The sequence below is a fragment of the Thermomonospora echinospora genome, assembly GCF_900108175.1.
GTDB classification, from domain to species: domain Bacteria; phylum Actinomycetota; class Actinomycetes; order Streptosporangiales; family Streptosporangiaceae; genus Thermomonospora; species Thermomonospora echinospora.
This window is the reverse complement of record NZ_FNVO01000018.1, coordinates 13,590-29,522: the sequence shown is the minus strand read 5'-3', so window position 1 is coordinate 29,522 and position 15,933 is coordinate 13,590. Positions and strand designations below refer to the sequence as shown.

Genomic DNA, 15,933 nt, shown 5'->3' with positions numbered 1-15,933 from the left:
GGGATGAACGGCCGTGCCGGCGGCTCGCCGCCGGCACGGCCTCCGGGCTGACACCCGGGATCAGTTCGGCGGGCAGCCGACGAACAGGCACTGCCACGTGTAGTCGAAGCCCCAGGTCTTGGGACCGAGGGTGACTTCGCGCAGGTCGCCGATCCGCGTGAGGGCGGGCGGCTCGTAAAGTGCGGACGCCATGACGTCTCACCTCCTTTCCGTGTGCCGAAGCGGTGGGGTTTCCGGGGGCGTGCCCCCGTCCGCATTCCACGTTCGACCACGCAGAGGGTTGGGACAACTCCATGGCGTGAACAAGCCAATGGTTGAAAATCAAACGACCACGGCCTCTGGCCGCCATGCCCAGCGGCCCGGCCGGCCCGAATCAGCGCGGCGAACCTCCGGCGGCCACATCCGGCCGTGGCCGGGACCACGACTGAGTGATATGTGCCGGTTTCGCGATGACCATGATGGTCGTCTCCGGTGATCGAGGGCGGCCGTCCGGTGGCGTGCTCTGGCGTGCGCCGACCTGCTCTGGACGGCGAGCGGGACTCTGACGTGCTCGTTCATCCCCGCACAGGAGGGTCGATACGGCCCGCCGGTCGTGCCGTGGGCGATCGATCCATCAGCCCCGGACCGGTTGCGGCCCTCTCCCTGCCGCGTCCGGCCGACCGTGGCCGATCTTGACCGGCCGATCTTCGTCCCTCAATAATCACCGAGGTGGAAACCGGGCAATGTGCCTCCTCCTGGGCGCCTCGTCCGCGCCTCGCCATTTCCCGTGCCGATCCCGGGGAGAAGCCCGGGAATGTCCACCGGAAGCACCTCGACCATTTCGCTCCTTTCGGCCGGTTCGGGAAAGAGAAGCGATGAGAGTCGTGCAGCGCATCGCCGACGACGGCCGGCCGGCCGCCCACCGGACCGGATCGCCGGTCTCCGGTCCGGGACGCGCGCCGGACGCCGAGGAGGCCGACGAGGTGGGCGTCCACGGATGAGAACGGCACTCGCGGGCAGCGGAAACCGTACAGGGGAAAGGAATTCTCTTGGCTGGAAGGAAAGGATTCCGCTGGGGGCCCTTCTGGCTGCCGGCGGTGCTGGCGGTCTGTGTGATGTCGGCCGGGGTGATGCCCGCGGTCATGCTCGCCGGGACCTCCGCCCCCCTGCCGCCGGAGTCGGACCAGCCGGCCGGCTGGCGGCTCACCTGGGCGGACGAGTTCGACGGTCCCGCGGGCTCGGCTCCCGACGCCGACAAGTGGGTCCATGACCTGGGGGCCAACGGTGACCAGGGGGACAACCCCGGCTGGGGCAACCAGGAACTGCAGACCTACACCGACTCCCGGCAGAACTCCGAACTGACCGGTGACGGGCAACTGTCGATCAAGGCGCGCCGCAACCAGGACGCCGCCCTGCAGTGCCCGTACACGCCGGCCGGTGGGGCCGGCACCTGCGCGTTCACCTCGGCACGGCTGAAGACCCTGGGGAAGTTCTCCCAGAAGTACGGGCGGTTCGAGGCACGGATCAAGGTGCCCAAGGGCGCCGGGGTCTGGCCCGCCTTCTGGGCGATGGGGGACGACGGCCCCTGGCCCAACCGCGGCGAGATCGACGTGATGGAGCACGCCGGCTCCAAGCCCGGCGAGGTCAGCTCGGCGATCCACTCCGGCGACGCCCCGGCCGGCCACTACCTGGACTACAAGGCGGCGACGCTGCCGGGCGGCGGGAACTTCGGCGACGACTACCACGTGTACGCGGTCGACTGGTTCCCCGACCACATGTCCTTCTCTGTGGACGGTCAGGTCCACTTCACCACCCGCAAGGACCAGGCCGTCAACACCCGCCCCGACGGATGGTACTTCGAGCAGCCGTTCTACCTGCTGCTCAACCTGGCCATCGACAGCGGCACCTTCGGCGGCCCCGCCAATGCCGCCACCGCGACCACTCCGGCGGATCCGGCCGAGATGCTGGTGGACTACGTGCGGGTGTACCAGGCCGGCGGCCAGGAGGGCGGATCCCCCGAGGACACCAAGCCCGAGGACACCAAGCCTGAAGACCCCAAGCCCGAAGACACCAAGCCCGAGGACACCAAGCCCGAAGACACCAAACCAAAGGACACCGATCCGAAGGACACGCCCGAGAAGCTCCCGTCCTCGCCGACCGGTGCCTGGGCGCTGAACGAGGGCGCGGGCACGGGCGCCGAGGACCGGGCCGGCGGTCACACCGGCGCCCTCAGCGCCGGGGTCTCCTGGGTCACCGACCCGACCCGGGGCAAGGTCGCCCGATTCAACGGCACCAGCGGTGAGGTCATCCCGAACACGGCCGTGGTCGACACGACGGGCGGCTTCACCGCCTCGGCCTGGGTCAAGCACGACGGCGGCACCGGCAACCACACGGTCATCGGGCAGGACGGCAACACGATCAGCGCCTTCTTCCTGCAGTACAACTCCGTCCACGACGATCTGGGCCCGACGTGGGCGTTCAGCATGCCCGCCTCCGACGAGGCCCACCCGGGCTGGAAGACGGTCTACGCGCCCATCACCACCCCCGGCGCCTGGACCCACCTGACCGGCGTCTACGACGCCGCCGCCAAGACCATCAAGCTCTACGTCAACGGCGTTCTGGCCGACACCGAGACCGGCGTCACCGGCTGGGCCTCCACCGGTACGCTGACGATCGGCCGCGGCAAGTACCAGGGCAGGTCGGCCGACCACTTCCCGGGCCTGATCAGCAACGTGCGCACCTACGGCACCCCCCTCACCGAGGCACAGATCCGGGCCTCGATGAACTGAGGAAGAAAACCGACCGGCTCTACCGGGCCGCCGTCCCCGGACGGCGGCCCGTCTTCGTGCCGGCCGGCCACGGCCGCATCTCCCAGGACCCGACGGCGCCAGGTCACCGTGGCCATCGAGTGTCGAGGGGTTCGCCTCGGCCGGGTCAGATCCGCGCCTCAGCTCGTTCGGCGCGTGCTGCCGGGGTCATAGTCAAAAATCATTGACATCGTGTCTGCGTCGCTTTACCTTGGCAATGTCAAAGTTTTTGTACATGGGAGTGGGTATGTCCTCCGAAGAGAAACGTTCGTGGATCTACGTCGTGGTCAGCGCCGGCGTCGCCGCGGTCTACTTCGTCATCGTCCTGTCGAAGGTGCCGGGCGCGGACGTCGCGCGGATCGCCTATGTGCGGCCGATGCTCATTGCCATCGGCGCCGGGATCGGCCTGGGCATCGTCGCCACCATCGCAGCCGCCATCGCCTCGCCGAGGGAGGCCGGCCGGGCCGACGAGCGCGACCGGCAGATCCACCGGCTGGGCGAGTACGTCGGGTTCTACGTCATGAGCATCGCCGCGATCGTCCCGCTCGCCCTGGCCATGGCGGAGGCCGCCCACTTCTGGATCGCCAACGCGCTGTACCTGGCGTTCGTCCTGGCCGCGCTCGCCTCCTCGATCGCGAAGATCGTCTTGTACCGCCGGGGCTTCTAGCCATGCCCAAACCCACGAAGGTCACGAACTCGATCAGGGCGCTGCGGTTCGCGAACGGCGAGATGACGCAGGCGGAGTTGGCCGACCGCGTCGGGGTGACCCGGCAGACCGTCATCGCCATCGAGCAGGGCCGCTACTCGCCGTCGCTGGAGGTGGCCTTCAAGATCGCCCGGGTGTTCAACGTGCCGCTCGACGACGTCTTCGGCTACCCCGACAACGACACCTGACCCACCCCCAACTCATCCCAGCGCGCGAGCCACCGCCTCGCGGGCCCGGCCCGCCACGCCCAAAAACGACCCGCCGCCCCACGAAACCGGCTCGTTCCCACCGTCGCCTGAGCCGGGCCCGGCCCCACCTCATCGGAGAGGACCACTCCCCATGACCAACCCGACGATCACCCCGGTCACCGTCCCGACGACCACCCGTACGAGCACCCGACCAGGATCGAGACGGCCATGACGAAGACGATGATGATCGCGATCGCCCGCGACACCTACTGCGCACCGGCACAGCTCCAGCTGCGCGACATGGCCGTCCCGACCATCGGCGCCGACGACGTGCGCGTCCGCGTCGAGGCCGCCGGCGTCGACCAGGGTGTTTGGCACGTCATCACTGGCCTGCCCTACCTGGTGCGCACCGCCGGTTTCGGGCTGCGCCGGCCCAAGAACCCCGTCCCGGGCATGGACGTCGCCGGCCGCGTCGCAGCCGTCGGCGCCAACGTCACCCGGTTCCGCCCCGGCGATGAGGTCTACGGCACCTGCGACGGTGCATACGCCGAGTACGCCCGCGCCCACCAGGACAAGCTCGCCCCCAAACCGGCCACTGTCACCTTTGCCCAGGCCGCCACGGTGCCCGTCTCCGCCTGCGCCGCCCTCCAGGGACTGCGCGACGCCGGCCGGCTCACCGCCGGGCAGAGGGTCCTCGTCACCGGCGCCGGCGGCGGCGTGGGCAGCTTCGCCGTCCAACTCGCCAAGGCCTACGACGCCCAGGTCACCGGAGTGTGCCGCACCGCGAAGACGGACCTGGTCCGCTCCCTCGGCGCTGACCACGTCATCGACCACACCCGCGAGGACTTCACCACCGGCACCGACCGGTACGACCTCATCCTCGACACGGCCGGCAACCGCCCCCTGACCCGGCTACGCCGCGCCCTCGCCCCCCGCGGCACGCTCGTCATCGTCGGCGGCCCCGGAGGCGGACGCATCCTCCAGGGCGCCGACCGCCAAATCCGGGCGATGCTGCTGTCGCCCTTCGTCGGCCAGCGCCTGACCGGCCTCATGTCCACCGAGCCCGCCGCCGACCTGCATACCCTGGCCGACCTCATCGACTCCGGCGCCCTCACCCCGGTCCTCGACCGCACCTACCCCCTCGCCCAAACCCCCGACGCCATCGACTACCTCAAAACCGGCCGGCCCGCCGGCAAAATCGCCATCACCATCTGACCCCGGCCACCCACCCGTCCGGCCCCACGGCCCACCCACCGCGGGGCCGACCGCTGGGACGCGGCCGGGTCGGTGGTCCGCCTGACCAGGGCCGCGGTCATCATGTACAGTCGCGCGACTGAGCCCACTGCGGCGTAGATCATCCATCGCGCTGGCGTGCGGAACGTTCCGCGAGGAGGTGTGACAGTGGCGCGGGTGCTGGTGATCGGTCTGGATCCCGCCAAGCTCCAGGAGTGGGACCCGGAGCCGGTGCAGGCGGCGATAGCACGCGGTCAGGCCCGTTTCGACGATCACGGTATCGAGGCCGACTGGTGCCTGGTGGCCCTCGAGGAGGATCCCGAAGGGGCGATCGTGCAGGCGCTGACCCGTGAAGACCACGACTGCGTGGTGATCGGGGGCGGCATCCGCACGCACGAGCCGTTGCTGGAGTTCTTCGAGAAGGTCGTCAACCTGGTCCGGCGGCATGCGCCCGACGCGGCCATCGCCTTCAACAACCGCCCCGAGGACTGCGCCGACGCGGCTCTGCGGTGGCTGAGCTAGCCCGGTGGGACAGGCGGCGCCCCGGCCCGTGGTGGGCGGGTTCGAGGAACAGGCGGGACAGGTCGGCGTAGCCGGTGCGCTGGACTGGCCGGCTGTTGCGGGACATGAGGTTGGTGACATAGGCCGACGCCCGTGAAACCGAGGTGCCTCGACGGACATCGGTCGGGTAACGTGCGGGCCATGTCGAGTCCTGAGGCAGCCAAGGTGGGGGCTTTCGGTCACGCCGTCAGCCCCCGGAACCACTGAGTTCGTAGTCCTGTCGTCCCGCCGCGCGTTGCGGCCGGACGAGTGTGCCCTTGGGTGCTGACCGCGGTGACGAGATGACCTTCTCGTGCTTCTCCTCACCTCGGAGCCACTCGATGCCTCTCCCGCTGTACCTGCTTGCCATGGCGGTCTTCGCCATGGGCACCTCGGAATTCATGCTCGCCGGCCTCCTGCCGGACATCGCCTCTGACCTCGACGTGACAGTCGGGACAGCGGGCATGCTCACCTCGGCCTTCGCGATCGGAATGATCGTCGGCGCGCCGCTCATGGCCGGGCTTGCCCGCAACTGGCCTGGACGGTCCAGCCTCCTCGGGTTCGTTCTCGTGTTCTTGGCGGCTCACGCTGTGGGCGCTGCCACCACGAGTTTCGCGGTCCTGTTCGCGACGCGGGTGGTCGCAGCGCTCGCGAACGCGGGGTTCCTCGCTGTGGCTCTGACGACTGCCGCCACGCTGGTCTCTCCCGACAAGAAGGGACGTGCGCTCGCTGCGCTGCTGTCAGGCACCACGGTGGCCACGATCGCCGGGGTCCCTGGGGGATCGATGCTCGGCACGTTGCTCGGGTGGCGGGCCGCTTTCTGGGCTGTCGCCGCTGTCTGCGTTCCCGCGGCCATCGGCATCCTCAAGGGAATCCCAGCGCGCCGTGTGCAGCAGGACGCGGCCGACGGGCCGGCCTTGCGATCGGAACTCGCACAGCTCAAAAGGCCGCGGTTGCTTCTGGTCATGCTGCTCGGTGCGCTGGTGAACGCGGCGACCTTCGGAAGCTTCACCTTCCTCGCCCCCGTCGTGACCGACACCGCCGGGCTGGGCGAACTGTGGATCTCTGTCGTTCTGGTGCTCTTCGGCCTCGGCTCCTTTGCCGGTGTCACCGTCGCTGGACGGTTGTCCGACCAGCGCCCCGGCCTGGTCATCGCAGCCGGTGGTCCACTACTGCTCATCGGTTGGCCGGCCCTGGCCGTGCTGGCCGACAAGCCGGTCGCGCTGCTCACGCTCGTGCTCGTGCAGGGCGCGCTGTCGTTCGCGCTGGGCAGCACTCTGATCACGCGGGTCCTCTACGAGGCCGCGGGAGCCCCCACCATGGCCGGCTCGTACGCGACCGCCGCACTCAACGTGGGCGCCGCCCTCGGCCCCCTCATCGCCGCGACCACCCTCAGCACCACAGCCGGGGACCTCGGTCCGCTGTGGGCGAGCGGACTCCTGGTCGCTGTCGCGCTGCTCATCGCGTTCCCCTTGCGCGGTGTGATCGCGGCCGGCCGGAGTAGCGAGGTGCTCCAGTAACGCATGCGAACACACTGTGGGCCGGTGGCCGGCGTGCCTGGGCAACAATCATCGCCGGTTCCTCGACCTCGATGGGTCCGCCGGCCGGCGCCCGCCGGGACAGATTGTGGCCCGCTACCCAGACCACATGGTCCATCTGGACGGCTCAGGCGGTGCGGATGGCCGGCGGACAGGTGAGCGTGGTCTAAAGATGGACAGACAACCGAACGGGCGGCAGCCGGGCTGGCACTGCCTGTTCTTTGGTGCATCCGAGAGATGCTCTTCAGCGCGGATGACTGCCGGTGTGCGGATAGCGCACTGATCGACGCCCACCGAGGTGAGTACCGGGTGCGGCCGCGATGACATGGCCACGACTACACCCGTCTCGGGACTCGGCGGTCAGGTGTCGTCTTGCAGGATGCGGTCGCAGGTGCGTTGATCGCGGCCTGGAACGAACCGGTCCGGAGGTTCTTCGGCCGCCGCGTACGGGTCGCGCCCATCGGGGAAAAGTTTTCCTCTGGGCAAGCGGCGTACACCGGCGCTGGTCGGTCCTTTGCCAGCGTTCTCGCAGGTCAGAGAGGCTGAGAGCCCCCGGCCGGGTTCGAACCGGCGACCTGCCGCTTACAAGGCGGCTGCTCTGGCCAGCTGAGCTACAGGGGCTGGGCGCGTGTGCCGATCGCCACAATACCGCTGTGCGGGGCGGGGTGGCGGCGGGGTGTCGGGCAGTGGGTACTTACGTGGTCGGTGTCACCCTGTGTTCCGGCTGGGGGTTACTGGCCGGTAGGGCATGCTGGGGCGAGTGAAACGCAAGTCGTTGTTCGCTCTGGCCGGGGCGGCCGCAGGCGCGGCCGCCGTCACCGTGGGAGTCGTCGCCGTGCTGGTGGACGGGGACGGGGGGACGGTGGAGGACCGCGCCACCCTGCGGCCGGCGGCCGGCGTCACCACCGGGACCATCGGGAAGATCACCGCGGTGCTGCAGGAGCACGGCGCGACCGGCTGCCGCAGCGAGCAGAGCCGGGTGGAGTGCCGTCTTAGCGATCGGTACGTGGCGGCCCAGGTGGTCGATCCCCGTCAGGGGCTGACCATGGACTCGCTGCTGCCCGTCTGGAAGAGCGGCACGGCGCAGGCGGCGACCGGCGACCGGGGCCCGTTCGCGGTCCTGCAGGGCGCCGGCTGGCTGGTCACCGGGCCGGACACCTTCGTGGACGCCGTCCGCGGCGAGCTTTCCGGACGAATCGTCTATTGCGACAGGCCGTACAGTACGTGTAAGTAACGTCACAGGGTTCCGGAATCGCCCGATCGCGGCAGGCGGGCAGAGAGGACGAAGGGCGTGAAAGTGGCTCGGTGTCCCACGGCGGACCCGAATGCGCCGAGCGCCCGAGTCGGATGGGCTCTCCATGGCACAATGTTGGCCGCGCGCAGAGGATGCCACGGGGCGTGACGGTCTCGACCGGCCCGGGCCTCGTCGTCCGTCGCCGCGGTCGCACGACGCCGGGCGAACCGTCCCCACGTCGACCACGGCTGTGCAGGCCGGGAGGAGGGTGGTGCCGTGTCCGCCGACGGCCGACACCGACCGGAGTCCGGCGACCCTCCTGACGGCCGGGCACACCGGCCCTCGGTCGCCGCGACCCGCATCACCGCCGCGCTCACCTTCGCGACGCTCGTCTCGGCCGCGGTGGTCCCCGTGGCGTTGTTGCCCGACTCGCCGGCGCCGTCCAGGCAGGACGAGCAGCCCGCGGCGGGCGCGCTGCGGGCCGCCGCCCCCACCGACCTGGTCCGCGGGCGCCAGTGGTACCTGAACTCGCTGCGCGTCCCCAGAGCGTGGCGCTGGGGAAAGGGCAAGGACGTCACCGTCGCGGTGCTCGATACCGGGGTGGACGGCCGGCACAAGGACCTGACCGGCCAGGTCATCGACGGCCCCGACTACACCGACCGCACCCGCAGACCCGGGGGCCAGTACTGGGGCGGGCACGGCACCGCGATGGCCGGCATCATCGCCGGCCACGGCAACGGCCCCGGCCAGGCCGCCGGGATCATGGGCGTCGCCCCCCAGGCCAAGATCCTGTCCATCCGGGTGACCTGGGAGAACGACGACCCGCTGCGGCGCAGCGGCTCGCTGGCCGAGCGCAACCGCGACGCCGTGGCCAGAGGCATCAGATACGCGGTGGACAACGGCGCCGACATCATCAACATGTCGCTGGGCGGGGGCCGAGCCTTCTACAACGGCAACTCCACTGAGGAGGAGGCGATCCGGTACGCCCGTTCCAAGGGGGTCGTGCTGATCGCCTCGGCGGGCAACGACGGCACGGGGGCCAACCGCAAGAACTTCCCGGCGGCCTACCCCGGGGTGATCGCGGTCGGCGCGCTGGACCAGCGGATGCGGCTGTGGCGGGACACCAACCGCAACTCCTACGTGTCGGTCTGCGCGCCCGGCGTGAACATCATCAGCGCCGCCCCCGGCAACCGGTACGTGCAGGGCACCGGCACCAGCCCCTCGTCGGCCATCGTCGCCGGGGTCACCGCGCTGATCCGTTCCCGCTATCCGAGGCTCACCCCGGACGAGGTACGTCAGGCGCTGGTCCGCGGCACGATCAGGCGCACCGGCTCCGGCACGGGCGCGGCGGCCGGTGCGAACATCTGCTCCAGGACGCTGGACGCGGTACGCGCCGTCTACGCCGCCCACCAGATCAACAGGACGGCACACGGCGCGGGCACCGGCGTGACGCCCACGCCGACGACTCCGCCCGCCCCCGCCGCGGAACCGGCCGCCGAGGACTCCAACCTCGTGCTGTGGGGCATCCTCGGCGGTGGCGGGGCGCTGGTCGTGGCCGGGGTGGTGCTCGGCTGGCGGCAGCGGCGCCGCCCGGAGGAGGACGCCGCGGCGCCCCCGTTCCCGCAAACGCCCCAGGAGCCGGTGTCGGCCATGGCGGCGGGCCCCGGCGCGGACAGGTTCGGCGTGGGCGAGACCGACGACATCGACCCGCCGGCCGACCGGGGATGGCCGGCGCCGTCCGCCGCCGTCGGGCATCCCGGCCCGCCGGAGCCCGGGACCGCCAGGCCGGGGTCCTTCGCGGACGCCGATCCGCTCCCCGAGCCGCCCTGGTCCGAAAGCGCCCCGTCCTGGGCCGAGAGCGGTCCGGGCTCCCAGCCGTCCTGGTCCGAAGAGGGCTCGCCGATGTACGCGGCGCCGACCGAGCAGGATCCCCTCGCCGCCTCCGCCGCGTGGACCCCTCGCCCGGACCTGCACCTGCCGCCGTTGGACGGCACCGGGAACGGCCTGTCCGGCGGCAACGGGCACGGCAACGGGCATGGCAACGGCCACCGCCCGCTGGACCCCGGCAGCCTGCACCCGTTCGACCCGTCCTCGGCGAACGCCGCACCGGAGACGACCGGCTTCCCCGACCCGCTCGGCTCCGATCCGCTCGGCTCCGACCCGCTCGGTTCCGATCCGCTCGGTTCCGGCCCGTTCGGCCCCGGCCGGGGCGGGACGCCGCCCACCGGGCTGCCAGGTCCCGGCAGGGGCGACGCCCCGCCCCCCGTCGACCTCTTCCTGGACCCGCGGGGCGCCGGGCGAAACGAGGATGAGCCCCCAGGCACCGGCTTCCCCGGCGACGACCCGCTCGGCACGGGATCGCTGATCGACGATCCGCTGGGCACCGGGCCAGTGCCGTCGGTCGCCGACACCCCGCTCGCCCAGGAGAGCTGGCGCAGCGTCCATGAGGCGCGCGCCGACGAGCATTCCACCCGCACGTCCGGCCCCGCGATCCCGCCGGACGGTTCCGGCTCCGGCCCCACCGTCTCGCCGTTCGATGAGCCCTGGCCCGACCCCGAGGACGTCCCGCTGGTGGACCCGGGCTCGGTCACGGCCCCGTTTACGGCACTGGACGACCGGCAGCTCTCCTGGCGGCGGCCCGAGCCCGACCCCACGGACGACGACCTGTCCTCCGGTCCGGTGGCCCCGTCCGACGCCGACGAGCTGGCGACCGCCGCCTTCCCGACGGTCGGCACGCCGCCGGCCGACGACCTGTCCTCCGGTCCGGTGGCCCCGTCCGACGCCGACGAGCTGGCGACCACCGCTTTCCCGACGGTCGGCACGCCGCCGGCCGACCCGGACGGTTCTGAGACCGGTGCGTGGTCCAAGCCCGCCGACGACGACGAGCACCGCCCGCCGTGGTGGTAGCCACCAGCTCCTCCGATCGGCTGCGGCTACCGGGGAAGGACGCCGGTGGGGGCGAAGGAGTCGGGAGCCGGGGCTATGCGCACGTGCGCGCCCGGTGGCAGCCCGAGGCGCTGGGCGGCGTCCCCGGCGTTGACCGCGAGCGCCACGCATCCCGCCGAGTCGGCGTACGCGACCAGCTCACCGGGTGCCACGGAGCCGAACGTCCACTGGTACGGCACCGACAGCTTGCGCCTGCCCAGCGATAGCAGCACGACCCCGCCCTTGCGGATCCCCAGCCGTTCGAGGTCGGCGGCGGTCACCGAGAGCTGGATGTTCCCGAAGCGGTCCACGGTGAGCACCTCGCCCTCGACGGAGTTCTCCCGGATGCGCCTTACCGGCGGGGGCAGCATCACCAGCTCCTCCAGTTGCAGGGCCCGGCCCACGGCCGCGAGGTCGAGCCCGTTCACCAGGTGCGCCGCCACGGGCATAAAGATGTCGCGCCCATGGAACGTGGCTGAGACCGGCTCCAGCCACAGCTCGGTGTTGGTCAGCTCGTACGCGCGCACCGGGCCGTTCCCGGCCACATGCACGGCCCATGACAGCAGCCCGTTGTCAGGGCCCACGAACACCTGCCCGCCGATGTCAATGGCGACGCCCCGGCGCGTGGTACCCACCCCAGGGTCCACCACCGCCACGTGCACGCCCGGCGGAAGGTACGGGACCGTCTGGGCCAGCACGGTCGCCCCCCGCCGCACGTCGCCCGGGGGGACCAGATGAGTGATGTCGATGATGCGGACGCCGGGACAGATCCGGGCCGCCACCCCGTGACACGAGGCGACGAACCCGTCCTCGAGCCCGTAGTCGGTGAGGAACGTCAGACATTGATAACCCGCCACGTGCCCTCAGCGTACGTCGGCTCGTTCCTCCAGAACAGCCGGAAGATGTCGGCCGGGGCCGTTAGCATGGCACCCGCCGAAACCCGGACGACCGGGATCAGTGACCACAGAGGGGAACGATCCGCGCGGCCGCATCCCGCGGACGTCCCGCTCAGGAGGGCTTCATGGACGATGGTTCAGCCCTGCAACCCGTAAGCGACGCCCCCGGGGACGATGTGGCGTTCCCCGCCGACCTGTTGTCCGAACGCGACCGGCGCATCCTCGCCTTCGAGCGGCAGTGGTGGAAGTACGCCGGAGCCAAGGAGCAGGCCATCCGCGAAGAGTTCGACATGTCGGCGACGCGGTACTACCAGCTGCTCAACATCCTGATCGACCGTCCCGAGGCGCTCGAGCACGACCCCATGCTCGTCAAGCGCCTGCGCCGGATGCGCACCCAGCGTCAGCGCCGGCGCGCCGCGCGCCGTCTCGGCATCAACCCCTGATGTGCCCGACACTGGACGGGTGACCTCACCATCCCTGAAGCCCCTGACATCCGCCGGCGACGACGGGCTGGCCGCGCTCCGCAAGGCCCCCGGTGACGCCGTCCTGGGACTGGACTTCGACGGAACGCTCGCGCCCATCGTCGAGGACCCCGCGCAGGCCAGGGCCCACCCGGCCGCCGCCCCGGCGTTGGCCCGGCTGGCCCCGCTGGTCGGCGTGATCGCGATCGTCACCGGCAGGCCCGCCGCCGTCGCCGTCGAGCACGGCGGGCTGGAGGGCGTCGACGGGATCGTGGTGCTGGGCCAGTACGGGCTGGAGCGCTGGGAGGGCGGCGAGCTGACCGTGCCCGAGCCGCCGCCGGGAGTGGCCGAGGTCCGGGCCAAGCTGCCCGCGCTGCTGGCCGCCGCCGGCGCGCCCGAGGGCACCCACGTGGAGGACAAGGGCCACGCGCTGGCCGTGCACACCCGCCGCTGCGCCGAGCCCCAGGTCGCGCTGGACCGGCTGCGCGGCGTCCTGGAGGCGCTCGCCGAGCGCACCGGGCTGCAGGCCGAGCCGGGCCGGTACGTCCTGGAGCTGCGGCCGTCCGGCATGGACAAGGGGGTCGCGCTGCGCGGCCTCCTCGCCGAGCGTGCCCGGCCCGGTTTTCCCTCCGTCGTCCTGTACGCGGGGGACGACCTCGGCGACCTGGCCGCCTACGCGGCGATCGACGAGCTGCGCGCGCAGGGCGTCCCGGGCGTCAAGGTCTGCAGCGGTTCCACCGAGGTGACCGCGCTGGCCGAGCAGGCCGACCTGGTCGTGGACGGCCCGGCCGGAGTGGTGGAGCTGCTCGACCGGCTGGCCGCCATGCTCGTCTGAGCGGCTCGTCTGAGCCCGCTCGTTCGGGTCGTTGTCCGGCACCGCGCGTCCGTACGGTGCCCGGCGCTTCCAAGCCGAGGCTAATGCGAGCATTATTCGCATTTTGTGGTCCAGTGAGGCCATTCACGCCGCCGTTTTGTGCCGGTCATGTCTTCCATGTCTGGCCAATTGCGACAAACTGGGGCGGACCGTGGACCGGAGCGGACCGAAGCGGAGAGCGAACCATGCGCGAGGTGGAGCCGCTGAGGCTCGGAGATCCCCGGCTGCTGGGGGCGTTCCGCCTGACGGGACGCCTCGGGGCCGGTGAACGGGGCGTCGTCTACCTGGGAGAGACACCGTCCGGTGCGGCGGTGGTGATCCGCGCGATGCTCCCCGGTCCACCGGCGGGCGAAGCCGGTACGGGGGTCCGGCAGGCCGTGACCGTCCGGCGGGCCGCCGTCCGTGAGGTCGCCGCCGCGCGGCAGGTCGCTTCGTCGTGGACGGCGCGGGTGCTGGCCGCCGATGTCGACGCCGACGTTCCCTACATCGTCAGCGAATATGTCGCCGGGCCGTCCCTGGCACAGGTGGTCGAACGGCATGGCCCCCGCATCGGGTCCGCGCTCCACCTGCTGGCGGCCGGGACGATCCAGGGCTTGGCCGCCGTCCACCGGGCGGGGCTGGTGCACGGGGATTTCAGGCCGGCGGCGGTCGTGCTGGGAGCCGACGGCCCTCGGGTCGTCGACTTCGCCGTTCACGGCCTGATGGGGGACGAGGAGACGGCCGGCAGGCCCGCGTTCCAGGCTCCCGAGCAGCTTTCCGGCGGGGACGCGACCGCCGCGGCCGACGTGTTCGCCTGGGCGGCCACGATGGTCTTCGCGTCCTGCGGGCGTCCCCCGTTCGGCCTGGACGCCGACCCCGCCACCGCGACCCGCGTGCTGCGGCAGCAGCCGGACCTGGGCATGCTCGCCGGACGCCTGCAGGAGATCGCCCTGCGCTGCCTGGCCAAGGACCCGCGGCAGCGGCCGTCGTCGGCGGACATCGCCGGCTGGCTGCAACGCGCCGAACAGCCCCTGCAGGCGGCACCGCCTCGTCGGCCCGGCACACCCCGACGGGGCACCCCGGAGATGACCCCGGTGGCAGGCCCGGCGGCAGCCACCGGAACGCCCGGAACGACCGAAGCCGCCGGAACGACCGAAGCGGGACGGCCGCACGAGCCGTCGGCCGTGCGACCGGCGCCCCCGATGCCCCCCACGGCCGCCGACTCAGCTCCAACGGTCCCCGGACCCGCGACCGACCCGATCCCGGGGACCGCCGGAGCCGTCACCGACCCGGCCTTGCCGGCTCTCGGGGCGGTCACCGGTTCGGCTTTGGAGGTCTTCGGGCCTGTGACTGGTTCGGCCTCGATGGCTCCTGGGGCGGTGACAGGTTCGGTCCCGATGGTCCCTGGGCCTGCGACCCGTCCGGCTTCGGCGGGTCCCGAACCTGTGACCGGTTCGGCTTCGGGGCTCCCTGGGGCCGTGACCGGTTCGGCTTCGGCGTTCCCTGGGACCGTGACCGATCCGGCCTCGCCGGTCCCTGGAGCGGTCGCTGATCCGGCTTTGGGGGTTGCCGGGTCTGTGACTGGTTCGGCTTCGATGGTCCCCGGGGCGGTCGCCGACTCGGCCCTGCTGGCTCCCAGGGCCGTTGCCGACGTGGCTCAGGGGGCTAAGGCGCACGACACCAGCGGTATCGAGGTTCGGATCCGGGGCCGTGCGGTCGGACGGAGGCGGGCCGGCGGCGGTGCCGCGCGCAGGCGGGCGGCGCGCAGCAACAGCCTGATCGCCGGGATCGCGGCAGGTTCCGCCGCGGTCGGCCTGGCCATCTTCGTCTGGACGAGCGGGATCGCGGACTTCGCCCTGGGGCGTTCGTCCGTCCAGCCGGTGGGCGACCCGGTCGGCCGGGTCCAGGTCCCGCGGACCGGACCGGCGGTCGAGGTCGCCACCGCCGGCGGGTACCGGTACCGGCTGGCGGCGGTCGGCCGCGGCGTCGACCAGGCCACCGCGCCGGCCACGCAGTCCTCGACGTCGCCGGGGACGTTGTACGTCCACGCCGACTACGTGCTCCGCAACCCGCTGGACAGGCCGGTGCTGCTCGACCTCTACACCGTCGATCTGTTCGTCAAGCGCGACCTGCTGCCCGAGCGGTCACGCGGGCTGTGCATGTGGCATAACGGCGTCCCTGAGGACATGTGCACCCCTCCGGCCAAGCCGCAGGTGATGTCCCGGCTGTCCGGTGACCCCCCGACGGGTGGGACGGGCGGGGACCGGTACATGGCCCCCGGCGCGTCCTATGTGGTCAGAGTGACCGTGGACGTTCCCTTGGCGGACGACCCGGGCCCCGGCGACCTGAGGCTCTATGTCTGGAAGCAGACGTACATGACGGACACCCTTGTCAAGGAGGTCCCCTTCCCGCGGTGACACCCCTCCGGCACGGTGGACGGAGCCGTCCGGCCGCCGTGCCATCGGGCCGCCGGTCGCTGGGCTGTGGGCCGTTCGGCCACCGAGGTTTCCAACCTGACGCGTGAGCCCTGTGAAGTCGGTGCCGGAACGGCGAGCACCGCCTGGACCGGCCGT

14 protein-coding genes and 1 tRNA gene are annotated in these 15,933 nt (G+C 71.8%); 12 read left to right on the top strand and 3 right to left on the bottom strand.

From position 1 onward, the window contains the following. Positions 1-60: 60 nt before the first annotated feature. Positions 61-192, bottom strand: coding sequence for a lasso RiPP family leader peptide-containing protein (locus C4U03_RS29970; protein WP_103942510.1), 132 nt, complete (start codon positions 190-192; stop codon positions 61-63). A 662-nt stretch (positions 193-854) separates the two neighbouring features. On the opposite strand from C4U03_RS29970, the gene C4U03_RS42650 reads away from it, so the two are divergent. The 7 genes from C4U03_RS42650 to C4U03_RS29940 all read left to right on the top strand — a co-directional run bounded on the left by C4U03_RS42650 (position 855) and on the right by C4U03_RS29940 (position 6,973). Beyond that, positions 855-980 carry a hypothetical protein gene (locus tag C4U03_RS42650; protein WP_268817552.1) on the top strand — a complete coding sequence of 42 codons (126 nt, stop codon included), beginning with the start codon at positions 855-857 and terminating at the stop codon, positions 978-980. A gap of 48 nt (positions 981-1,028) precedes the next feature. After that, entirely contained in the window at positions 1,029-2,768 is a 1,740-nt protein-coding gene (locus C4U03_RS29965; protein ID WP_146087570.1) for a LamG-like jellyroll fold domain-containing protein, read from the top strand. 265 nt (positions 2,769-3,033) lie between these two features. Then, a complete protein-coding gene (locus C4U03_RS29960) occupies positions 3,034-3,453 on the top strand; it encodes a hypothetical protein (protein ID WP_103942506.1) in 420 nt (139 codons plus the stop codon). 2 nt (positions 3,454-3,455) lie between these two features. After that, positions 3,456-3,680 (top strand): helix-turn-helix transcriptional regulator, encoded by a 225-nt coding sequence (locus C4U03_RS29955; RefSeq protein WP_103942504.1) that lies wholly within the window; start codon positions 3,456-3,458, stop codon positions 3,678-3,680. Between the two features lie 228 nt (positions 3,681-3,908). Further along, positions 3,909-4,895 carry an NAD(P)-dependent alcohol dehydrogenase gene (locus C4U03_RS29950; protein WP_103942503.1) on the top strand — a complete coding sequence of 329 codons (987 nt, stop codon included), beginning with the start codon at positions 3,909-3,911 and terminating at the stop codon, positions 4,893-4,895. Positions 4,896-5,075: 180 nt separating this feature from the next. Then, the gene (locus C4U03_RS29945; protein ID WP_103942502.1) at positions 5,076-5,435 is read left to right on the top strand and encodes a hypothetical protein; all 360 of its coding nucleotides are present in this window, start codon (positions 5,076-5,078) and stop codon (positions 5,433-5,435) included. Between the two features lie 359 nt (positions 5,436-5,794). Next, positions 5,795-6,973 carry a Cmx/CmrA family chloramphenicol efflux MFS transporter gene (locus tag C4U03_RS29940; RefSeq protein WP_103942711.1) on the top strand — a complete coding sequence of 393 codons (1,179 nt, stop codon included), beginning with the start codon at positions 5,795-5,797 and terminating at the stop codon, positions 6,971-6,973. 565 nt (positions 6,974-7,538) lie between these two features. On the opposite strand, the gene C4U03_RS29930 is transcribed toward C4U03_RS29940, so the two are convergent. Continuing rightward, positions 7,539-7,612: transfer RNA gene (locus C4U03_RS29930), tRNA-Thr, on the bottom strand. Between the two features lie 139 nt (positions 7,613-7,751). On the opposite strand from C4U03_RS29930, the gene C4U03_RS29925 reads away from it, so the two are divergent. Continuing rightward, positions 7,752-8,225, top strand: coding sequence for a hypothetical protein (locus tag C4U03_RS29925; RefSeq protein WP_146087569.1), 474 nt, complete (start codon positions 7,752-7,754; stop codon positions 8,223-8,225). Between the two features lie 276 nt (positions 8,226-8,501). After that, entirely contained in the window at positions 8,502-11,132 is a 2,631-nt protein-coding gene (locus C4U03_RS29920) for a S8 family peptidase (protein WP_103942499.1), read from the top strand. 26 nt (positions 11,133-11,158) lie between these two features. Here C4U03_RS29920 and C4U03_RS29915 read toward each other — a convergent pair whose 3' ends face one another. After that, positions 11,159-12,007 carry an SAM hydrolase/SAM-dependent halogenase family protein gene (locus C4U03_RS29915; protein ID WP_103942497.1) on the bottom strand — a complete coding sequence of 283 codons (849 nt, stop codon included), beginning with the start codon at positions 12,005-12,007 and terminating at the stop codon, positions 11,159-11,161. A 164-nt stretch (positions 12,008-12,171) separates the two neighbouring features. On the opposite strand from C4U03_RS29915, the gene C4U03_RS29910 reads away from it, so the two are divergent. The 3 genes from C4U03_RS29910 (at position 12,172) to C4U03_RS29900 (ending at position 15,777) form a co-directional block, all read left to right on the top strand. After that, complete coding sequence (locus C4U03_RS29910) at positions 12,172-12,489, top strand: DUF3263 domain-containing protein (RefSeq protein WP_103942495.1); 318 nt, start codon at positions 12,172-12,174, stop codon at positions 12,487-12,489. Positions 12,490-12,508: 19 nt separating this feature from the next. Next, the gene (gene otsB / locus C4U03_RS29905) at positions 12,509-13,342 is read left to right on the top strand and encodes a trehalose-phosphatase (protein ID WP_103942493.1); all 834 of its coding nucleotides are present in this window, start codon (positions 12,509-12,511) and stop codon (positions 13,340-13,342) included. A gap of 224 nt (positions 13,343-13,566) precedes the next feature. Next, a complete protein-coding gene (locus C4U03_RS29900) occupies positions 13,567-15,777 on the top strand; it encodes a serine/threonine protein kinase (protein WP_160147136.1) in 2,211 nt (736 codons plus the stop codon). Positions 15,778-15,933: the final 156 nt, after the last annotated feature.